The sequence below is a fragment of the Cysteiniphilum sp. GTC20157 genome, from assembly GCF_055396795.1.
Map to the genome: position 1 here is coordinate 205,718 of NZ_AP044698.1, position 17,939 is coordinate 223,656.

The 17,939-nt window shown below is 38.8% G+C and carries 18 protein-coding genes; 3 read left to right on the top strand and 15 right to left on the bottom strand.

Annotation, left to right across the window (positions count from 1 at the left end):
• Positions 1–58 precede the first annotated feature (58 nt).
• Positions 59–748, bottom strand: a complete 690-nt coding sequence (locus tag ACZ5V8_RS00755) for a helix-turn-helix transcriptional regulator (RefSeq protein WP_464217971.1) — start codon at positions 746–748, stop codon at positions 59–61.
• 270 nt (positions 749–1,018) lie between these two features.
• Between ACZ5V8_RS00755 and htpG the strand changes: the two genes are divergently transcribed.
• A complete protein-coding gene (gene htpG, locus ACZ5V8_RS00760; protein ID WP_464217972.1) occupies positions 1,019–2,911 on the top strand; it encodes a molecular chaperone HtpG in 1,893 nt (630 codons plus the stop codon).
• Positions 2,912–3,146: 235 nt separating this feature from the next.
• On the top strand, positions 3,147–3,728 hold the full coding sequence (locus tag ACZ5V8_RS00765) for a cysteine hydrolase family protein (RefSeq protein WP_464217973.1): 582 nt from the start codon (positions 3,147–3,149) through the stop codon (positions 3,726–3,728).
• Here ACZ5V8_RS00765 and ACZ5V8_RS00770 read toward each other — a convergent pair.
• The 9 genes from ACZ5V8_RS00770 to ACZ5V8_RS00810 all read right to left on the bottom strand — a co-directional run bounded on the left by ACZ5V8_RS00770 (position 3,725) and on the right by ACZ5V8_RS00810 (position 12,691).
• A complete protein-coding gene (locus ACZ5V8_RS00770) occupies positions 3,725–4,075 on the bottom strand; it encodes a histidine triad nucleotide-binding protein (RefSeq protein ID WP_464217974.1) in 351 nt (116 codons plus the stop codon). The genes ACZ5V8_RS00765 and ACZ5V8_RS00770 overlap by 4 nt on opposite strands.
• Positions 4,076–4,079: 4 nt before the next feature.
• Positions 4,080–5,744 carry a ubiquinone biosynthesis regulatory protein kinase UbiB gene (ubiB, locus tag ACZ5V8_RS00775; protein ID WP_464217975.1) on the bottom strand — a complete coding sequence of 555 codons (1,665 nt, stop codon included), beginning with the start codon at positions 5,742–5,744 and terminating at the stop codon, positions 4,080–4,082.
• Positions 5,737–6,357 carry an SCP2 sterol-binding domain-containing protein gene (locus ACZ5V8_RS00780; protein ID WP_464217976.1) on the bottom strand — a complete coding sequence of 207 codons (621 nt, stop codon included), beginning with the start codon at positions 6,355–6,357 and terminating at the stop codon, positions 5,737–5,739. Before ACZ5V8_RS00780 ends, ubiB begins: the two co-directional genes overlap by 8 nt.
• 9 nt (positions 6,358–6,366) lie before the next feature.
• On the bottom strand, positions 6,367–7,125 hold the full coding sequence (ubiE, locus tag ACZ5V8_RS00785) for a bifunctional demethylmenaquinone methyltransferase/2-methoxy-6-polyprenyl-1,4-benzoquinol methylase UbiE (RefSeq protein WP_464217977.1): 759 nt from the start codon (positions 7,123–7,125) through the stop codon (positions 6,367–6,369).
• Positions 7,126–7,241: 116 nt separating this feature from the next.
• A complete protein-coding gene (locus ACZ5V8_RS00790) occupies positions 7,242–8,795 on the bottom strand; it encodes an ATP-binding protein (protein WP_464217978.1) in 1,554 nt (517 codons plus the stop codon).
• 292 nt (positions 8,796–9,087) lie between these two features.
• Positions 9,088–9,957: an outer membrane protein gene (locus ACZ5V8_RS00795; protein WP_464217979.1), complete on the bottom strand. Its 870-nt coding sequence runs from the start codon at positions 9,955–9,957 to the stop codon at positions 9,088–9,090.
• Positions 9,958–10,208: 251 nt separating this feature from the next.
• Positions 10,209–10,409, bottom strand: a complete 201-nt coding sequence (locus ACZ5V8_RS00800; RefSeq protein ID WP_440616616.1) for a DUF378 domain-containing protein — start codon at positions 10,407–10,409, stop codon at positions 10,209–10,211.
• A gap of 107 nt (positions 10,410–10,516) precedes the next feature.
• Positions 10,517–11,854, bottom strand: a complete 1,338-nt coding sequence (gene rimO / locus ACZ5V8_RS00805; RefSeq protein WP_464217980.1) for a 30S ribosomal protein S12 methylthiotransferase RimO — start codon at positions 11,852–11,854, stop codon at positions 10,517–10,519.
• Between the two features lie 21 nt (positions 11,855–11,875).
• A complete protein-coding gene (locus ACZ5V8_RS00810) occupies positions 11,876–12,691 on the bottom strand; it encodes a carbon-nitrogen hydrolase family protein (RefSeq protein ID WP_464217981.1) in 816 nt (271 codons plus the stop codon).
• A gap of 249 nt (positions 12,692–12,940) precedes the next feature.
• Here ACZ5V8_RS00810 and ACZ5V8_RS00815 point away from each other — a divergent pair, with 249 nt between their 5' ends.
• Entirely contained in the window at positions 12,941–13,387 is a 447-nt protein-coding gene (locus ACZ5V8_RS00815; RefSeq protein WP_464217982.1) for a hypothetical protein, read from the top strand.
• Here ACZ5V8_RS00815 and ACZ5V8_RS00820 read toward each other — a convergent pair.
• The 5 genes from ACZ5V8_RS00820 to ubiG all read right to left on the bottom strand — a co-directional run bounded on the left by ACZ5V8_RS00820 (position 13,384) and on the right by ubiG (position 17,816).
• On the bottom strand, positions 13,384–14,586 hold the full coding sequence (locus ACZ5V8_RS00820; RefSeq protein ID WP_464217984.1) for an amino acid permease: 1,203 nt from the start codon (positions 14,584–14,586) through the stop codon (positions 13,384–13,386). The genes ACZ5V8_RS00815 and ACZ5V8_RS00820 overlap by 4 nt on opposite strands.
• 117 nt (positions 14,587–14,703) lie before the next feature.
• On the bottom strand, positions 14,704–15,654 hold the full coding sequence (locus tag ACZ5V8_RS00825) for a hypothetical protein (protein ID WP_464217985.1): 951 nt from the start codon (positions 15,652–15,654) through the stop codon (positions 14,704–14,706).
• Between the two features lie 56 nt (positions 15,655–15,710).
• A complete protein-coding gene (locus tag ACZ5V8_RS00830) occupies positions 15,711–16,478 on the bottom strand; it encodes a hypothetical protein (protein ID WP_464217986.1) in 768 nt (255 codons plus the stop codon).
• A complete protein-coding gene (locus ACZ5V8_RS00835) occupies positions 16,454–17,152 on the bottom strand; it encodes an HAD family hydrolase (protein WP_464217987.1) in 699 nt (232 codons plus the stop codon). Before ACZ5V8_RS00835 ends, ACZ5V8_RS00830 begins: the two co-directional genes overlap by 25 nt.
• The gene (gene ubiG / locus ACZ5V8_RS00840) at positions 17,115–17,816 is read right to left on the bottom strand and encodes a bifunctional 2-polyprenyl-6-hydroxyphenol methylase/3-demethylubiquinol 3-O-methyltransferase UbiG (protein WP_464218697.1); all 702 of its coding nucleotides are present in this window, start codon (positions 17,814–17,816) and stop codon (positions 17,115–17,117) included. Before ubiG ends, ACZ5V8_RS00835 begins: the two co-directional genes overlap by 38 nt.
• Positions 17,817–17,939 lie beyond the last annotated feature (123 nt).

Genomic DNA, 17,939 nt, shown 5'->3' on the forward strand with positions numbered 1-17,939 from the left:
GAAGCCGTTGTGTCTTGTACCCATCAACTACGCTCAGGGAACGAATGGATCCCAATAATTACCTCTGTAATGCGCCTAAATCATGATAGATTTTTTTACGATGGGAAAATGCTTTTCTTGCTCGAGCACCCAAAGTCTCATTAATATCTTCTACAGTTGTGGCATACTCAATGATTTTATGATCTTTGATTTTTCCTTGCTGATAGAACCATTCAGCTACGGTTGTCCATCGCCATAGTGGACTTTTATTGCTAATTTTCAAAATTGGTTTGGGGAAAGTGTTATTACCCCTCTTGCCCAGAATGTATAGCGATAGCGCTTGCTTACTTAATGAAACCCGACTTGCAATATCAGTTGAGTTGACAAGGTGTTCTGGCGCAACACTACTTACAGAAGCATTAATTTGAGCTGATTCAATATCTTTAATTGCGGAAAGAATTGCGTGTTCAAAGCTTACATCTTCTCGGTCAAAATCAAGATATACAGTGCCATTTTTAAAATTAATAATAGCGTCGTCACAACCTGCCTCAAATAAGGCATCTTCCAAGTTAGGTGTATTTTCATCGACTCCCTGAAGGATAAGTGTAAATTCATAAGTTTCAGCCATTTTATTCTCCTTGATGCTCACAGTTATCAACGATTCTTCTAATTTGTTTTGCATGATTTTCAGCACTACGAGGTGTTGACCATATACTGATTGAGTGACCATCTCTGCTTTCAAGTGGGCATAATAATCGACCCCAAGCATGTGCAGAGCTCCCGCTAGATTGATAGCGCCATCCCTTAACTTCCGCATATTTGATGGCTTTCTCAATTTCTTTATTAGGGTGTTTAGGTCTCATGCATTTGTGTGGTTAATCAGAGTATTTTGGATTATAGTTCAATGTTGACATATGTCAACAGATAAAGATGCACTTATAATTTGAATTTAGGTTAAATTATTCCTTGAAATATCTTTTTTAACGCCCATTTGTTTGCGGTCGAGTTTTAAATAAAGCAAATCAAAATAGGAGCGAACATGTCTGAAAAGCAAGTTTTTGACTTTCAAACGGAAGTAAAACAATTATTACATTTGGTGATCCATTCACTGTACTCAAACCGTGAAATTTTCTTAAGAGAGCTTATTTCTAACGCGTCAGATGCTGCAGAGAAGTTGCGTTTTGAAGCATTAAGTAATGCTGATATTTTTGAAAATGATGCCGATTTAAAGGTGCGTATCTCTTTTGATAAAGAGGCTAAAACGATTACGATTGCTGACAATGGCATTGGCATGACACGCGATGAAGTGATTGAGCATTTGGGCACAATCGCAAAATCAGGCACTAAGAAATTCTTAGAGGCATTAAGTGGTGACCAGAGTAAAGATTCGCAATTGATTGGTCAGTTTGGTGTTGGTTTTTATTCTGCGTATATCGTTGCTGATAAAGTCACTGTAAATACACGTAAAGCGGGTGTTGAAGCTTCACAAGGTGTGCGTTGGGAGTCTAAAGCAGATGGTTCATTTAGTGTTGAAGATATCACGAAAGAAGCGCGTGGCACTGAGATTGTACTGCATCTTAAGGATGAAGAGCATGATTTGCTTGATGACTTTAAATTGCGTCAAATCGTTAAGAAATATTCGGATCACATCTCATTACCTATTCAAATGTTTAAAACTGAGCATGATGAAGAAGGTAAAGAAAAAGAAACCAAAGAATGGGAAACGATTAACAAGGCAAAAGCCTTGTGGACGCGCTCTAAGTCTGAAATTACCGATGAAGAATACAAAGAGTTTTATAAGCATATTTCACATGATTTCACCGATCCATTAACTTGGTCGCACAATAAGGTCGAAGGCAATCTTGAATATACCAGTTTATTATATTTGCCAGAGCGCGCGCCATTTGATTTATGGGATCGCGAGCGTAAATCTGGTTTGCAGCTTTACGTACAACGCGTATTTATTATGGAGAATGAGCATTTACTGCCATCATATTTACGTTTCGTTAAAGGTGTCATTGATTCAAATGATTTGCCATTGAATATCTCACGTGAGATTTTGCAACACAATAAAGTCATTGATAAGATCAAAAAAGCGACTGCTAAGAAAGTCCTAGATATGCTCGATAAAATGGCAAAAGATGATAAAGAGCAGTATGAAAAATTCTGGAAGGCATTTGGACAGGTGTTGAAAGAAGCGCCTGCTGAAGATCATGAGAATAAAGATAAAATTGCCAAATTATTACGCTTTGCCTCAACGCACAAAGATACTGCTGAGCAAGATGTGTCATTGGCTGATTATGTGTCACGTATGAAGGAAGATCAGAAGTTTATCTATTATGTGACGGCTGAGAGCTTTAATGCAGCGAAGAATAACCCACAATTAGAAGTGTTCCGCAAGAAAGGCATTGAAGTCTTGCTTTTAAGCGATCGCGTCGATGAATGGATGACATCACATTTATCTGAATTTGATGGTAAGACGTTAAAATCAGTTGCTAAAGGTGATTTAGATCTTGGTGATTTGGATTCCGAGGAAGAGAAAAAACAGCAAGAAGAAACACAAAAAGAGTTTGAAAGCATTATTAAGCAAATGAAAGAAGTGCTTAAAGACAAAGTCGAAGATGTGCGCCTTTCTAAGCGTTTGACCAATTCGCCAAGCTGTATCGTTGTTAACGATTATGGTATGAGCATGCATTTGCAAAAAATGATGGCAGATGCTGGGCAAATGATGATGCCAGGCATGGGTGGTAAGCCGATTCTTGAGATCAATGCTGAGCATAAGCTAGTGAAGCACTTGCAGCAAGAGCAAGATGATGCACAGTTTGCTGACTGGACAGATCTTTTATATCAACAAGCCTTGTTGGTGGAAGGAGCGCAACTTGAAGATCCTGCGAACTTTGTAGGCTTGGTTAATAAATACTTAGCGGTATAATCGCGTATTTCTAATAAGGAATCTTGTACTACGGATGGTTGTAATCTTTAAAGTTTCTATAAGGCTATTTAGTTTTTATCATTAACGGTTTAGCTTTATTTTGAATTAAACTAAGCAGCATTGAGTAGTGTTATTATAAATATAACCTCAGCCTACAATTAATTATAAACGATTGTTTAGCTGCTTATCGCTGAGTAGAGCTAAATGAAATATCATAAAACATAAGGAGCTTATTATGCAAAATACATTGGTTTTAATTGCCGACTTTATTAATGAAATCGTTGATCCAAAAGGTGCTTTTGGTATGCATAATGCAGCACGTATTATTGAAGATAAGACAATGGAAAAGGCGAATGAAGTGATTGCTTGGGCGCGAAAACATAATGTGTTAGTTGCGCATGTTAAAGTGGGATTTGAAGAAAATTACCCAGAATGTCCTAAACATTCACCGATGTTTGGTAAAGCCCCAGAGTATGGTGTGTTAAAGCTCGGTACATGGGGGACTGAGTTTCATGAAAAAATGGATGTTGAGCCGCAAGACGTCATTGTTACTAAGCATCGCGTAAGTGCGCTATATGGTACTAATTTGGAGCCAGTATTAAGAGCAAATAAAATTGAACGTGTTGTTATTTGTGGTGTGTCAACGACTTATGTGGTTGAAGCCACTGCTCGCGAGTTGCATGATCGTGACTATCAAGTGGTTGTTGTCGCTGATGCCTGTAATGCTGCAACCAAAGAGTCGCATGAAGCAAGTTTGAGTGCTTTATCGCGTCTGGCGCAAATCACCACAACGGCTGAGTTCATCAAAGAAAACTAAGTATGCAGCAGTGCATCTTTTTTGGTAAAGCGTCCACCTAATATATGGTAATGTAGGTGATTAACAGTTTGCCCGCCTGCTTTACCAGTATTTACCAAAGTCTTAAAGCCTGCTTTAAGCCCTAATGTTTGTGCAATCTTAGGGATCGCTAGATTGATTTTACCAACAAGAGAAATGTCCTCATCTTCAAGATGATTTAAGCTATCAATGTGTTTTTTAGGCACAACAAGCACATGGACTTCAGCGACCGGAAAAGCATCATGAAACGCTAAAATATCAGCATCTTCATAGACTTTGTTTGATTTGATTTCACCATTGATAATCTTACAAAAAATACAATCATTCATTGATTTAGTCCTTTTGTTTTGAGAAAAAAGTGTATAGTAATAGCGCCACACCAACTCCACCAACAACAGCAAAATGTTTGTCTATAAATTGATGCAAGGTGTTTAATAGCTCACCCTGGAAACCTGAGATAATACCAAGTGCAGTTAGTGAGATACCAAACCCAATCATAACGCCATGGCGTTTAGAGTGCTTGACCTGTTTGCTTTGATCTAGAGAAGATAAGCTATCACGCTTAGCTTGGTTGACTTGGGTATTCAATAAGTCAAATAATAGCTCAGGCATATCAGGTAAACGCTCACTCAAATCAGGGATGCTTGCCATAGAGCGTTTGACAAATCCTTGCCAACCGACGCGTGTCTTCATCCATTTCTCTAAAAATGGCTTAGCAGTCGCCCATAGGTTAAGCTCAGGATACAGGTCACGTCCTAAGCCTTCAATATTTAATAAAGTCTTTTGTAATAGTACTAACTGCGGTTGCACTGACATATTAAAGCGTCTTGCCACTTGGAATAGACGCATTAATGTGTAACCAAATGAGATATCAGCTAACGGTTTCTCAAAAATAGGCTCGCATACTGTACGGATCGCCGATTCTAACTCATCAACACGAGTATCATAAGGTACCCAGCCTGATTCGATATGCAGTTCGGCTACTTTTTTATAATCACGATTAAAAAAGGCTAGAAAATTGCCCGCAAGATAATGTTGATCCTCACGGGTAAGCGTACCAACAATGCCAAAATCAATAGATATATATTTAGGGTCTTGCGGTTTGGTTGCATCGATAAAAATATTACCCGGATGCATGTCGGCGTGAAAAAAACAATCACGGAAAACTTGCGTGTAAAATATTTCAACTCCACGCTCAGCCAAGAGTTTAAGATCGGTGTTGAGTGACTTTAATGTATTAATATCAGAGACAGGAATCCCCTTTATCTTCTCAATAGTTAACACATTGCTGCGGCAATATTGCCAATAAACTTCGGGTACGTAATGGATGTGGCTATCTTTGAAATTGCGTTTTAATTGTGAGGCATTGGCAGCCTCGCGTTGCAAATCCAGCTCATCAAGAAGATTGCGACTAATTTCAGCCACGACTTCAACAGGACGTAAACGCCGAGTTGCCGGCACATAACGCTCAAGCATATGTGCAAGGGTCTTTAATAGCTCAGTATCCTGCACTAATACTTTTTCGATATTTGGGCGTAAAACTTTGACCACAACTTCTTGACCAGTAGCAAGCGTGGCACTATGAACTTGAGCAATCGACGCTGATGCCAAAGGGGTAATATCAAATTGTGCAAAGGCATCACTAATCGGTTGCTGCAATGCCTTTTCAATGACTTTACGTGCATATTCGCCCGAAAAAGGAGGGACCTTGTCTTGTAGCTTGGCAAGTTCATTAGCAAGATCATGTGGTAATAAATCGCGACGCGTTGATAGTGCTTGCCCAAACTTAATAAAGATAGGGCCCAAAGTCTCCAGTGCTAAACGTAAGCGGGTGCCGCGATCAAGCTTATTACGTGCAAACCAATAATAGGGGTTAAAGATAAGCGTGATTTTAAGTATGCGCAATAATGGTAAATCCGCCAGCATCGTGGTGACGTTGTATTTGTTTAAAACATAACCAATATAGATCAGGCGTAGCCATTTTTTGAGTTTAGTCATGTTGATCACCGTAGACATTAATGTGGCGATTTATCTTGGTAGTGATGCGCTCTAAATCCTGTTTTAGCAGCTGAATGTCACTGAAAAAATCCTCTACTTCTTCTTTACATGGAAAAAGCTCTTTTTCATATTGAATATATTCTCTAAACTCATGCGGCAGACGCTCTTTACTGGTCATCAACCATGCTTTAATGATATCAAGCGGCTTAGCTAAAAAAGAACTCAGTGAAGTGGTTTGACCTGAAGTTAGCGTGAAGATTAGATCGGGGCGAATCGCTTTGAAGAAGTCGCGATAACACTCAAGCGCACGTATATCCCCCTTAAACTCTGCTTCACCTTGCTGAATATAGCTCTGTGGATGTTGACTTAATGCCATCGCGATTAATGTGCCTGAATTTGCCGTAAGTAGATTTTGTGCATTGGTGATTTCAGCTAATGCAAATATAAGGTTATCTTCGTGAGGTTGAAAGCAAAAACATAGATTAAGATCACTAATAGCAACAGTCAGGGACTGATTGCTCAGCTGTTGGAGCAAATAGGTTTTCTGCGGATCTAAGCTAAGCACTTTATCGAGTATAAAATTGATAGATTTAATGATCATCTGCTCATTCATGTGATCACCTTAATATTTAATGCCCATATGTAGGGCGACAACGCCACCGGTCATATTCTGATAATCCACCTTATCAAAGCCGGCATTTAGCATCATATCTTTTAAGGTTTCCTGATCGGGGTGCTTGCGAATAGATTCAGCTAGATAGCGATAACTATCGGCATCTTGGGCAATAAGTTGTCCCATAAACGGTAAAACCTTAAAAGAGTATTGATCATAAATCTCACTTAATAATGGCAGGATCGGTTTTGAAAACTCAAGTACCAACAGACGACCACCTGGTTTTAATACGCGCTGCATTGAGGCTAATGCCGCATCTTTATCAGTAACATTTCTAAGACCAAATGAAATTGTGATACAGTCAAATGTATTATCGGCAAAGGGTAAGCTCTCAGCATTAGCCTGAACATATTCGATATTGCCAACACAACCGCGGTTGGTTAGCTTTTCACGACCAACATTGAGCATTGATGCATTGATGTCACTTAATATTACTTTGCCATGATCACCGACTTTTTGAGTAAATTGATAAGCTAAGTCACCCGTACCACCTGCCAAATCAAGGATTTTTTGCCCCATTTTGACTGAGGCTTTCTGAATGGCGATTTTCTTCCATAAACGATGTACACCAAACGACATCACATCATTCATAATGTCATATTTTGCCGCTACCGAATGGAATACATCGGCAACCTTTTGTTGTTTGTCTTCCCAGTTGACTTCTTCAAAGCCAAAATGCGTGGTTTGATCGTGTGGTTTCTTATGCATAAAATTAATGAGCAAAGCTTATTATTGCTAGGCAGTATATACCCATAATAAGCTATTTTACAGCGTTTCTTGGCTTGCTATTGTGTGCTAGGTTATTGTCCATGCCAAAGCTTTGATTATCTTTCAATAACCTCAAAACCATTGATTGTCCGTAAATTATAGTCAAATGAAATACCCACTTGATAGATTGGCAGTTCAAGATGGGTAAATTTCAATGCATAGTTTTTATCGATAATCTGCTGTACAGCCTTAGCGGCTAAGTCCTCACCTTGACTGACCTTAAACTCAAAAATAATGATCTTTTTACCCGTGATAATAATCGACATATCAATACGACCTTCAGAGGTGTGGTCTTCTAATTTAACGTCATAACCAAGGGCAGCAAAATAGCTATAAATAATCGCGCAATAATAACCTTCATAGCGATGTAAGGGTGTTTTGGTATAGTAGTCATAGGGAATGCTACTGTAAAAGCTTTGAATGGCTTTGGCGAATTGATCCCAATCATCGCTTAATAGCGCACGGTTAATGGCAAGCTGATTGGCGGTGGCATCCTCCTGAGTAATCCCAATTTTGGTCAGTTGTCTGTTTAGGGCTGTTTTCACTTCAAAATTTGGGTAGCCTAAACGATACCAAAGATCTTGACCAAAATAAAATTGCTCTTTTATCGTTAGATAACCACTTTGCAGCATTAATGCCGCAATTGGAATATTGTTAACATCAATGCTATTTAACGCATCAGGCGTTGCTTCATAATTCTCAAGCTCAGGAATTATGTCGCGGCGTTTACTAATGAGCTTGATTAAAAAAGTGGGTGTGCCAGTTTCAAACCAATAGCTTTGATATTGTTGATTCCTGAAAAACAGCAAGATATCAAAAGGGTTATAGACTTTTTGTTTTTCAGAACCTGCGAAATTATAGCCGTTGTACCAGGCTTTAAGTTTAGCAAGATCAACATTGTGTAGATAGTCATCAAAAGTTTTTTCTAACTCATCTTGCGTATAACCACATAGATCTGCAAATCGTGCTTGGAAGGAGATGTCTTCCAAATTGTTTAAGCCACTAAACAAGCTGACTTTGGAAAATTTAGACACTCCGGTTAAAAAAACAAAGCGTAAACACGCATCGTTGTCTTTGATCACGCTATAAAGTCCTTTGAGGATCTCACGGTTGCGTAGTGCCTTATCGGATTCGCTAATGACATCGAGAATGGGTTTATCGTACTCATCAACTAAGAATACAACGCGTTGATTATACTTATGTTTTAATGCTTTGATTAATACGTCAAATTGAGCACTGTACTCTAAGTCTGGGAGCTCAACTTCATAAGCCTTGGCGGTATTAAGTAACGTTTGGTCAATGATTTCTAGCAGGGTTTTTTCGCTATTGATTGCCTTAGAGCCACCAAAGCTAAAGTGAATCACGGGAAATACTTCATTGAAATCCCACTTATCTTCAATGTATAAGCCTTTAAACAGCTCATACTTGCCAAGAAACAGCTGCTTTAATGTGTCAATAGTCAGACTCTTACCAAAGCGTCGTGGACGAGATAAAAAGTAATAGGCATTTTGCTCAATTAAATTAAGTAGATGCTTGGTTTTATCAACATAAATCATATTGGGTTGACGCATTTTCTCAAGGGTTGAGTAGCCAATCGGTAAGTTTTTCATGCGTTATTATGTCTTTAAGTAAAGCCATTACTGACATAGAGTGTAGCAAAGAACGCATGACTTAGGAATAGTCATAGCTATGCAAATAGTCAGTCAACACAAGATGAGCAAGCAACACGTACCGATTTCTTTTTAGCGCCTGCGGTTGGTGTGGCTTATACGTTAAGTCAAAACTTTGCTTTAACCGCAAATTATCGCAATATTATCCGAGCAAAAACCAGCGGAATCATGAATTTATTCGATATTGGATTCGTGCATTATTTCTAGCGTTGTTAATTAATCCCTTGAAGCGTTAGAAAATATAAGAAATACCCACTTGGAAAGAATTCACAGATAGCACTTTTGAGTTTGAGAAAAGGTGATCATACTCAAGGTTTAAACCGATACCATTAGTAAATAGATAACCGACCTCGGTGCCAATACGCGGAGCTATGCTATTGCCAATGCTATTTGTTGGCTGACCAGACGGTGTTGATTGACTGTTTTTAACATAAGCAACCCCAGCCTTACCCGTAATATTAAAGCCAGATTGGAATAAATATTTGGCTCTAAGCATCGCATTAATATTCCAGCTCTTATAATCCACCGAATCTTTTGATACTTTGCCATCATAGTTAAGCCCGAGTTCAAAACCAGCAAGGAATCCTTTAGTGAAATGCCAATCATAACCAGCCTTTAAACCACCTGATGCTGAATTACCTTTGCTGCCAATATTGGACATCCCAACAGTGGCACCCATAAAGAATCCAGCAAACTCATAAGGCAAAATTCTTGGTGAAGGCGTTACTTTGCTATAGTTAAACTGATCAGAGAAACTAAGGTCATAGATAAGCTTCTTGGTGCGTGGGTTATAGATCTTAACATGTGTTGATGGCTGATTAATGACAACATAGCCCTGATCCCATGAAATAATTGGCGCGTCACCATCACTTAGCTGATCCACGAGAATCAACGGCATATTATTGCTTGTCACCGTTGGTGGAAATTTAATATAGGTTTTACCTTGGTCAACAAAACCCAACATCGGTTTATAAGTCGAATCTGAGGAGACCGTTTTGACATCAAAATTAAAATTTGTCGAAGGGAGAGAGACATCATCAGCCAATGCTGCGCCCAGACACGAAGTCATTAACAATGAAGTAACAATGCTTTTTTTCCACATAATAAGATAGCTTCCATATCGCATAATTTTCTAGAGTATATACCCATCACAAACCATTTTACAGAATTTTTTGCTTTGTATTTTGCGTGCTTTTGGCAAGTTGCATTTTGATAATAGACCTAGCTATTACCTGCAATCCAACTTGCCAAAATCTTCACAAACTACTTCACAACCAAACACCGCAAAATGATTTACAATGGGTATTGACACAATAGATAATGAGCTCAAACGGATTATGCAGAATTTCAGAATTATTTGGTTTTATAAATTTGCTTCAACAGACTTAAGCAGTACAACGACGCAAGACCAATAATCACATAAGCGATTTTTTGCCACGTTGGTGAACCATGAAAAATACTCGTAACAATATTGAAACTAAAGACTGATGACATAAACCAGTTAAAGCCACCGATAATTGTCAGCAGCATCAATAGTGTATTTAAAAAGCGCATGATGTCTCCTTATAATGTTTATTAATAAAAACAAGTAGGTTTTTGTTTTGAAAACAACCTGCTTGCGATTTTAGTTCAATTACTAGAGAAAGAACAGTGCTTCATTGCTAATCCATTTTTAGCCTTGCAAATAAATCATGCTCATTAGCAGCAAAAATTTCAACGTTTACGAATACACCTTTGGCAATACCTTTATGATGATTAACATCTTCAATAATGACAACACCATCAACTTCTGGCGCATCGTACTGTGTGCGTGCTAATGCAATATTCTCATCATGACGAATTTCATCAATAATAACTTTCTGAATAGTTCCAACATGGCGTTGCAGACGTTTAGCGCTGATTTTTGATTGCACTGCCATAAAGCGTTCAAGACGCTGCTGTTTAACATCTTCTGGCACAAGATCAGGTAAATCATTGGCTTTAGCACCTTCAACTTCAGAGTAAGTAAAACAACCCACGCGATCAAGCTCAGCTTCTTCTAGGAAGTTTAATAACGTCATAAAATCTTCTTCAGTTTCCCCTGGAAAGCCTACGATAAATGTACTACGAATGGTAAGCTCTGGACAAATCGCGCGCCAACGTTTGATTGCTTCAAGCGTGTTTGTTGCATTTGCCGGGCGCTTCATTAGTTTTAAAATGCGTGGTGAGGCATGTTGAAAAGGGATATCCAAATAGGGTGCGATTTTACCTTCAGCCATTAACGAGATCACTTTATCAACATGCGGGTAAGGATAGACATAATGCATGCGAATCCAAACATCTAACGTTGATAAGGCGCGCGCTAAATCAATAAAACGACTTTGATAGGTTTTATCATTCCATTTAGCCTCAGCATATTTGATATCTACGCCATAAGCACTAGTATCTTGCGAGATGACCAAAAGCTCTTTGACTCCTGCATTAACAAGGCGTTTTGCTTCAAGCATAACATCATCGAGCTTACGTGAGCTTAGTTTGCCGCGAATATCGGGAATAATGCAGAAAGTACAGCTGTTATTACACCCTTCAGAAATTTTAAGATACGCGTAATGCCTTGGTGTCAACTTGATGCCTTGAGCAGGAACCAGTGAGGTAAAGTCATGATGTTCAATCGGTAGGTTATCATGCACGGCTTTGACAAGATTCTCATAATCCTGTGGACCTGAAATGCCCAAAACTTTGGGGTACTTCTCACGAATCATATCTGACTTTTTACCCAAACAGCCAGTCACTAAAACTTTGCCATTTTCATCAAGGGCCTCACCTATCGCCTCAAGCGACTCTTCAATAGCAGAGTTTAGAAAGCCGCAGGTATTTACCACCACCAAATCGGCATAACTATAATCGGCAGCAATTTCATAACCATCGGTTTTTAATTTTGTAATAATACGTTCAGAATCAACTAAATTTTTAGGGCAGCCTAAGCTGACAAAACCAATTTTTGGAATGGTTACCTGCATATAAATACCTTTAGGTTAATGTTACCTGCGGTATTGTAACTGGAATGGATTTTGGTCAAAACAAATATTTTTAAAATATTTTGTATCAATCTCGGCACAGAGTAATTGCTCTCCCATCTCGACGCGCTCTATAAGTTGTCCATTGTGATCAATAACCATACTATTACCATAGAAGAGTAAATCGGCATCTTCATGAATGCCGCTTTGATTGGCAGCAAGGATCATACTACTATTCTCAAGTGCACGTGCTTTAATAAGTGTCGTCCAAGCGTGTGCACCCATATCCTGAGTGAACGCCGCACTTATTGCAAAAATATCGGCACCTTGTTTCTTCAAATAGCGAAAGACTTCGGGTAAAAACAAATCATATGTCGAAATTAAACCAATATTGGCAAACGGTGTTTTAATCACTTTAACCATTTCACCATATTCTTGATCTTGAAGTAAGCTGTGCGTCCATTGAAAGGCGCAAGGTAAGGTGGGTGCCAAATGATAATAGACTTCATATAAATCACCAACGCTATTATAAACGACACTTGCTAAATAGTATTTTTCTTTGCTGTATTCCGACACAATGGGAATGCCACTAGCGATAATCCAGATATTATTGTCACGACTTAATTTCTGCAGATAATCTTGAATACGTCCTTCGCCTAGAATTTCTTTGTTGATTTCATAGTCTGATGAGTTCATTGAAAACAGCGCACAGCGATCAGGAAAGATAATCAGTTTAGCTCCACTATCAGCTGCGCGCTCAATCATCCGTTTCAAGCAAAGCAAGTTAACTCCAACTGCCATACATGCATTGATTTGAGCGATTGCAATCTTTGTCATCATATCCCTGCTGTCCTTTAAGCTATGGGGTTAGTATATAACTCAATCAAGCAACAATAAAGCAGTAGTTAAGCGCACATTGAGATATTTTTTTTTTGCAAAAAAAGTAAAAAAGTAAAAAAGACAAAAAAGGGGTTGCGTATTTTAATATGCTGCTATACTAAGGGTAGGTAAGGTGTTAGCTGCGCTGGAAGCATAGGGCTAACAGGCGGCGCAGGGCCATGCGGCTAACCAACAATAGGAGGATGCGCTATGACTACGTCAATCGATCAATTGTTTACCAAACAACAACGCATTCATTTTGACAGTTGCTGTCAGTATTTTGAATTAGCTTTGTCTTATTTCGGCTATAACGTACAAGCGCAATGCTGTATCGATGATAAGAAAAAAGTTGTCCTTTATGCAGTGAATGTCTTTTATCAAGGGCAGCAGCGTCAGGTATTTACCGCATTAACACTCGATGAATTCTACAAAAAAATGGAGTTAGTATATCAGTTGTACATGTATGCTAAAGATCATCAAACGGATCTTGATGAGGCCTTAGATTATTACCTTGATGAATATCAACAGTTTATTGCGATCCAAGGTGAAATCGATGATTTGCTTAACTGGCAAGACTTCATCGATGAAGAGCTCGGCAAAACCAATAGCTATAGTTACGATATGGTGCTAAGTAGTGAGAATAGAACGCTGCATTAGAGCGTTGGTAATACATTAAATAACGTTAATATTTCAAGCAGGATCATCGCGCCAGCGATTAGTAAAATAATGCCAAGATAGGCTTTACTTAGGAGGTGGTTTTTATTTTGACGCGCACGAATAACCCAGGTCATTGCGGCAGGCAATCCAATTAACAAAATAGCAACAAAAATGCTGGCGTAGCCTAATGCAATAATAAAGCCCTGAGGATAAAAAACAGCAAATAAAAATGGAGGCAAGAACGTAATCACAAAAACAGCCACTTTATTGATATGTGTTGGTCTTTGTAGCCGATATGTATCACGGTTAAAATCAAACAGTCCCAAAGTGACACCCAAAAAGGAGGTGGTTATTGCAACTGATTCAAATAGATAGGCAAAGCTACCAATATGTGTACTGTGGTAGCTGCCAACAATTCCTGCCGAGGTATTGCCACTTTGAATGATGCTTTGGAAGCTTTCAGCACCATAGATAGGAATCGATCCAAGTGTGCATAATACCCATACAAGATAAATGACTAAGGGAATAAAACTGCCAAAAATAATGGCTTTACGCAAAGTTGCGCGATCAGAATTAACATAACTGCGCAGTGTTGGAATGATATGATGGAAACCAAAGGAGGTGATTAAAATCGGGAATGTAATCCAAATAAAATTAAATGAACGTGTTTCAACATCAAGCAAGGTCTGTTGAATGCTTGGCACGATCGCAACAACAAAGGCAAAGAATGCCAGAAATTTAATAAGCATTAAGGTCTTATTGGCATGATCAACGGCGCGCGTGCCAATATAGACAAAGAAACCCAAAATCAAAATGAAAATCGCGCTATTTACTGCATTAGGTAAAAACAATCCTAATCTATTTAAGCCACTGGCAACAAGATTGCCGCCGCCAGCACTATACGCTGCTGTTAATGAGTAGAGCAATAATAGGTATGAAACCCATGTGATGAGCCGTCCCCCTTTACCTAAAGTTGCATGTGCCATACGACTAAAGTTCGTACCGTTAGGCATGGCAAGATTTACTTCGGCTAACAACAAAGCGGTGAGCATCATAACAAACCAAACCATAATCAATAGCAAGCTTGCCAACCAAAAGCCGCAAGCAGCAACTGTAGCAGGAATGGCGAGCATCCCAGCACCAACACTTGTGCCAGTGATGATCATGGCAGAACCAAATCCGCGTGAAGATAACAACATAATTATTTCTAATGGATAATATAAAGTTTAGGCATTGTAACGATGAATCAAAGCTTCAGCAATGCTGTTAGTCACTGATTAAAGGTCTGTTATTTAAGGTAATCATACTGCTTACACTTACACGCTTACACTCATTGTGCTAGTAATTGTACAGCTTAAGTTAGCGTTTGCATCACTTTGTACCGTGCACTTAATTGGGAAGGATATTGTAGAGGTTCTTTTGCTATTAGCATTATTCGTGTTAGTCAACTGAACATATAAGTTCGCAATGTAATATTTACTACCACTTGGCTGACCGGAGACTGCTTGAGGTGTGTAGCTGATATTGGTAATCGTTGACTTATCAGTAATTGTTACAGGTAGACTAAATGTCTGGCTACAATCACTAAAGCTGCTTGAAGTGCAAAACGAAATGCGATTATAGGTTGATAAATTAAAGCTAATTTTAATGCTATTGCTGCTTGATGCTTCATTAAATGGAGAAATTCCATCAGTATTATTAGTATTAGCAATGGTATAAGTATATTTGTCTTGCTGAGGGCTAAATTGTAACAATGGGTTGGTTGTTGAATTGGATGGGTAATAACCACCAGAGGAATTGTTGTAGTTGCTATAAGGGTTATTGTAATTAGATGAACTTGTGCTTGCGCTATCGTTGTTTTGATTTTTTGCTTTTGCGGCGTCATCTGCCGATTTATCTTTATTATCCTGCGTGCTTGGTTGTTGTTGCTTTTGTTGGTCTTTATATCGATCATTATATCCTTCTGGTATTGGTGCACCACCGGGTAAGAAAATCGGACTATTCATTGCTTCACGATCCATTGGCGAATTAGCTTTATTCACTTTTTGGGGTGTGGTTGGCGCATGTTTTTGCCTTGTCTTTTGTAGCGCTTGCACTTCGCTCATCAGGTGATTAAGCGTTTGTTGATTTTGCATCAATAAATCTTTGAGCAAAGGTTTGATTGATAGTGGGTCACTTTTATCTAACGACTTGGATGAATTGGTATTAGCAAATACGCCGTGGGTAGCCACTAAGCTCAGCAATAAGATTAAGCATTTTCTATTCATAACAACAATACAACATAAATAAATTATAGATGATTGTATAAGAAAAACACTGCAGATTAAAGTTTTGATGCAAAGACACTGGCAAATAGCAAAGCAAGTGGCGAAACCTGAATGCTCTCAATAAAAGGATTATCGACTTTTTTGATAAATTTTTTCACGCATAACATCTGTTGCTGATGTAATGAAACCAATGGTTTAAGCAGCTTAATTTGTGCCGCTGTCAGGTTTGAATTTCGTTTTAAAGTATGAATGTGTTGCATTAATTCATTCATTACTTTGCGAAAGTTTTCTTTCGTGATTTGTGGCGTTAGCGCACTGTGCAAAATAATATTGCGTGAAAAATGTTTGCCAATCATCAATATGTGGCGTAATAACTCATCGATGTGGTTTAAAGTTTTGATTTGATCTGTTTCATCAAATTGAAGGGTACGTGCTTTAAGTCTAGCAATACCAAGAAAGCTTTTGCTCAGATCAAGAGAGTCTTGATAATTGCGCCCTTCAGCAATCGTCTGCAAGGCGTAATCCAAGTCACTGGCTAAACATTCTTGCAATATATCAAACTCAAAATTCTGACACAAAGTAGTAAGCAACGGGTGGTCACGACGATCCTTTAAATTGGTTAAAGCCTGCTGCCACCATTGTAGTTTTTGTAGACTAGGATAAGGTTCTGAGTATAGCTCAGATGCTTTAAGCCATTGATATTTTAACTGATCCAAGGCATAAAGAACTTTTGTCTTAGCAACAGAGCAATGGCGATAAGCATAATAATAAATAGATCCTGGTCGCGGGGTGTTTTCGCCTAGACAAGCGTATAGATAATCCACTGGCGTAATTGCTCCAAATTTGAAATTTTTAAATCATAGTCATCATCATTCATCGTATTTGCTTCATAACCATAATCAGCGAAAATGCGATAGCAATGTGCGTGTTTGGCAGCCAACATATCTGGCTTGGTATCACCGATATAAGCAGCATGTTGCGGTATTTTATTAAGCGTTTTAAGTGCATGGATGATTGGCATAGGGTGCGGTTTTTTATAAGATAAATCATCCGCACAAATCACGATTTTAGCATCCTGATAGTGTGGCACTTTAGCAATCACTGCTTCCGTTAATGTGCGTGTCTTGTTAGTGACAATTCCCCAGCTAAGCTGTTGCTGATGTAAAGCATTCATTAACTCATGTGCGCCAGTAAAGGAGTGCGTCATCTCAGCTGCATGTTGTTGATAATGCATAAACGCATCATGCTTTAACGTATCCAATTGCTCACGAGTAAGCTGTTGATTAATTTTTTTTAATAGAAATTCAACACCGCGACCGGCATGCTGCCTTAGTGTGTCGGCATTAAAGTCAACTTTGAGCTTATGGCAGGCAAATGCATACTTGATCGCATCAAAGATGCCATCTGATGAATCAAGTAAGGTGCCATCAAGGTCAAACAATAATAGATCAAGCGGGTATTTAGGGTTCTTTGGTAAATGCAGCGATGTAGTTAACATCAGCATTACCTCCTAAAGATAGGTTTTTAGTCAATGGATTATAATGCACACCTTTGATTTTAGTGACTCGAAGTCCATGTTTTTTTGCAGTATTAATTAACTCAAGCGGCTTAATATACTTACTATATTCATGTGTGCCTTTAGGAATAAGTCCCATAACGTATTCCGCCATGACAATGGATAGCGCAAAGGATTTTATATTGCGATTTAATGTCGAGAAAAACACCCAACCACCTGCTTTACAAAGCTCGGCACATGAGCGAATAATGCTCTCAGGATCAGGCACATGCTCAAGCATTTCCATACAGGTGACGATATCAAAACTTTGCGGCTCATTTTGCGCTAGATTTTCAACTGAGTCTTTTAAGTAACGAATCGAAAGGTTTGACTCTAGTAGATGAAGCTTGGCAACACTCAAAGAGGCTTCAGCAAGATCCAGTCCGGTAACGACTGCATTTTTCTTAGCGAGTGCCTCAGAGAGAATACCACCGCCACAACCAATATCAGCAATATTTAATTGCGCCAAATCGCCTGCGCATTCTTCAATAAACTGCACACGCAAGGGATTGACTTGATGCAATGTGCGAAACTCACCATCCTCACACCACCATTGGTGCGCCAGTGCACTAAATTTATTAATTTCAGCTTGATCAACATTCATGATAGTTTATTGCTTCTATGTTGCTGTTTTAGAATTTAGATCATCATAACAAACCGCGCTATTGTTGCGATATAAAAAATTACCAAATAGCGAATGGTGAGAACGCTGATCCCAATTGCAAGACGA

Coding starts and splice junctions, on each gene's coding strand:
- ACZ5V8_RS00755 (WP_464217971.1), bottom strand. CDS start 748: ATGCTTGGGGTCGATTATTATGCCCACTTGAAAGCAGAGATGGTCACT.
- htpG (WP_464217972.1), top strand. CDS start 1,019: ATGTCTGAAAAGCAAGTTTTTGACTTTCAAACGGAAGTAAAACAATTA.
- ACZ5V8_RS00765 (WP_464217973.1), top strand. CDS start 3,147: ATGCAAAATACATTGGTTTTAATTGCCGACTTTATTAATGAAATCGTT.
- ACZ5V8_RS00770 (WP_464217974.1), bottom strand. CDS start 4,075: ATGAATGATTGTATTTTTTGTAAGATTATCAATGGTGAAATCAAATCA.
- ubiB (WP_464217975.1), bottom strand. CDS start 5,744: ATGACTAAACTCAAAAAATGGCTACGCCTGATCTATATTGGTTATGTT.
- ACZ5V8_RS00780 (WP_464217976.1), bottom strand. CDS start 6,357: ATGAATGAGCAGATGATCATTAAATCTATCAATTTTATACTCGATAAA.
- ubiE (WP_464217977.1), bottom strand. CDS start 7,125: ATGCATAAGAAACCACACGATCAAACCACGCATTTTGGCTTTGAAGAA.
- ACZ5V8_RS00790 (WP_464217978.1), bottom strand. CDS start 8,795: ATGAAAAACTTACCGATTGGCTACTCAACCCTTGAGAAAATGCGTCAA.
- ACZ5V8_RS00795 (WP_464217979.1), bottom strand. CDS start 9,957: ATGTGGAAAAAAAGCATTGTTACTTCATTGTTAATGACTTCGTGTCTG.
- ACZ5V8_RS00800 (WP_440616616.1), bottom strand. CDS start 10,409: ATGCGCTTTTTAAATACACTATTGATGCTGCTGACAATTATCGGTGGC.
- rimO (WP_464217980.1), bottom strand. CDS start 11,854: ATGCAGGTAACCATTCCAAAAATTGGTTTTGTCAGCTTAGGCTGCCCT.
- ACZ5V8_RS00810 (WP_464217981.1), bottom strand. CDS start 12,691: ATGATGACAAAGATTGCAATCGCTCAAATCAATGCATGTATGGCAGTT.
- ACZ5V8_RS00815 (WP_464217982.1), top strand. CDS start 12,941: ATGACTACGTCAATCGATCAATTGTTTACCAAACAACAACGCATTCAT.
- ACZ5V8_RS00820 (WP_464217984.1), bottom strand. CDS start 14,586: ATGTTGTTATCTTCACGCGGATTTGGTTCTGCCATGATCATCACTGGC.
- ACZ5V8_RS00825 (WP_464217985.1), bottom strand. CDS start 15,654: ATGAATAGAAAATGCTTAATCTTATTGCTGAGCTTAGTGGCTACCCAC.
- ACZ5V8_RS00835 (WP_464217987.1), bottom strand. CDS start 17,152: ATGTTAACTACATCGCTGCATTTACCAAAGAACCCTAAATACCCGCTT.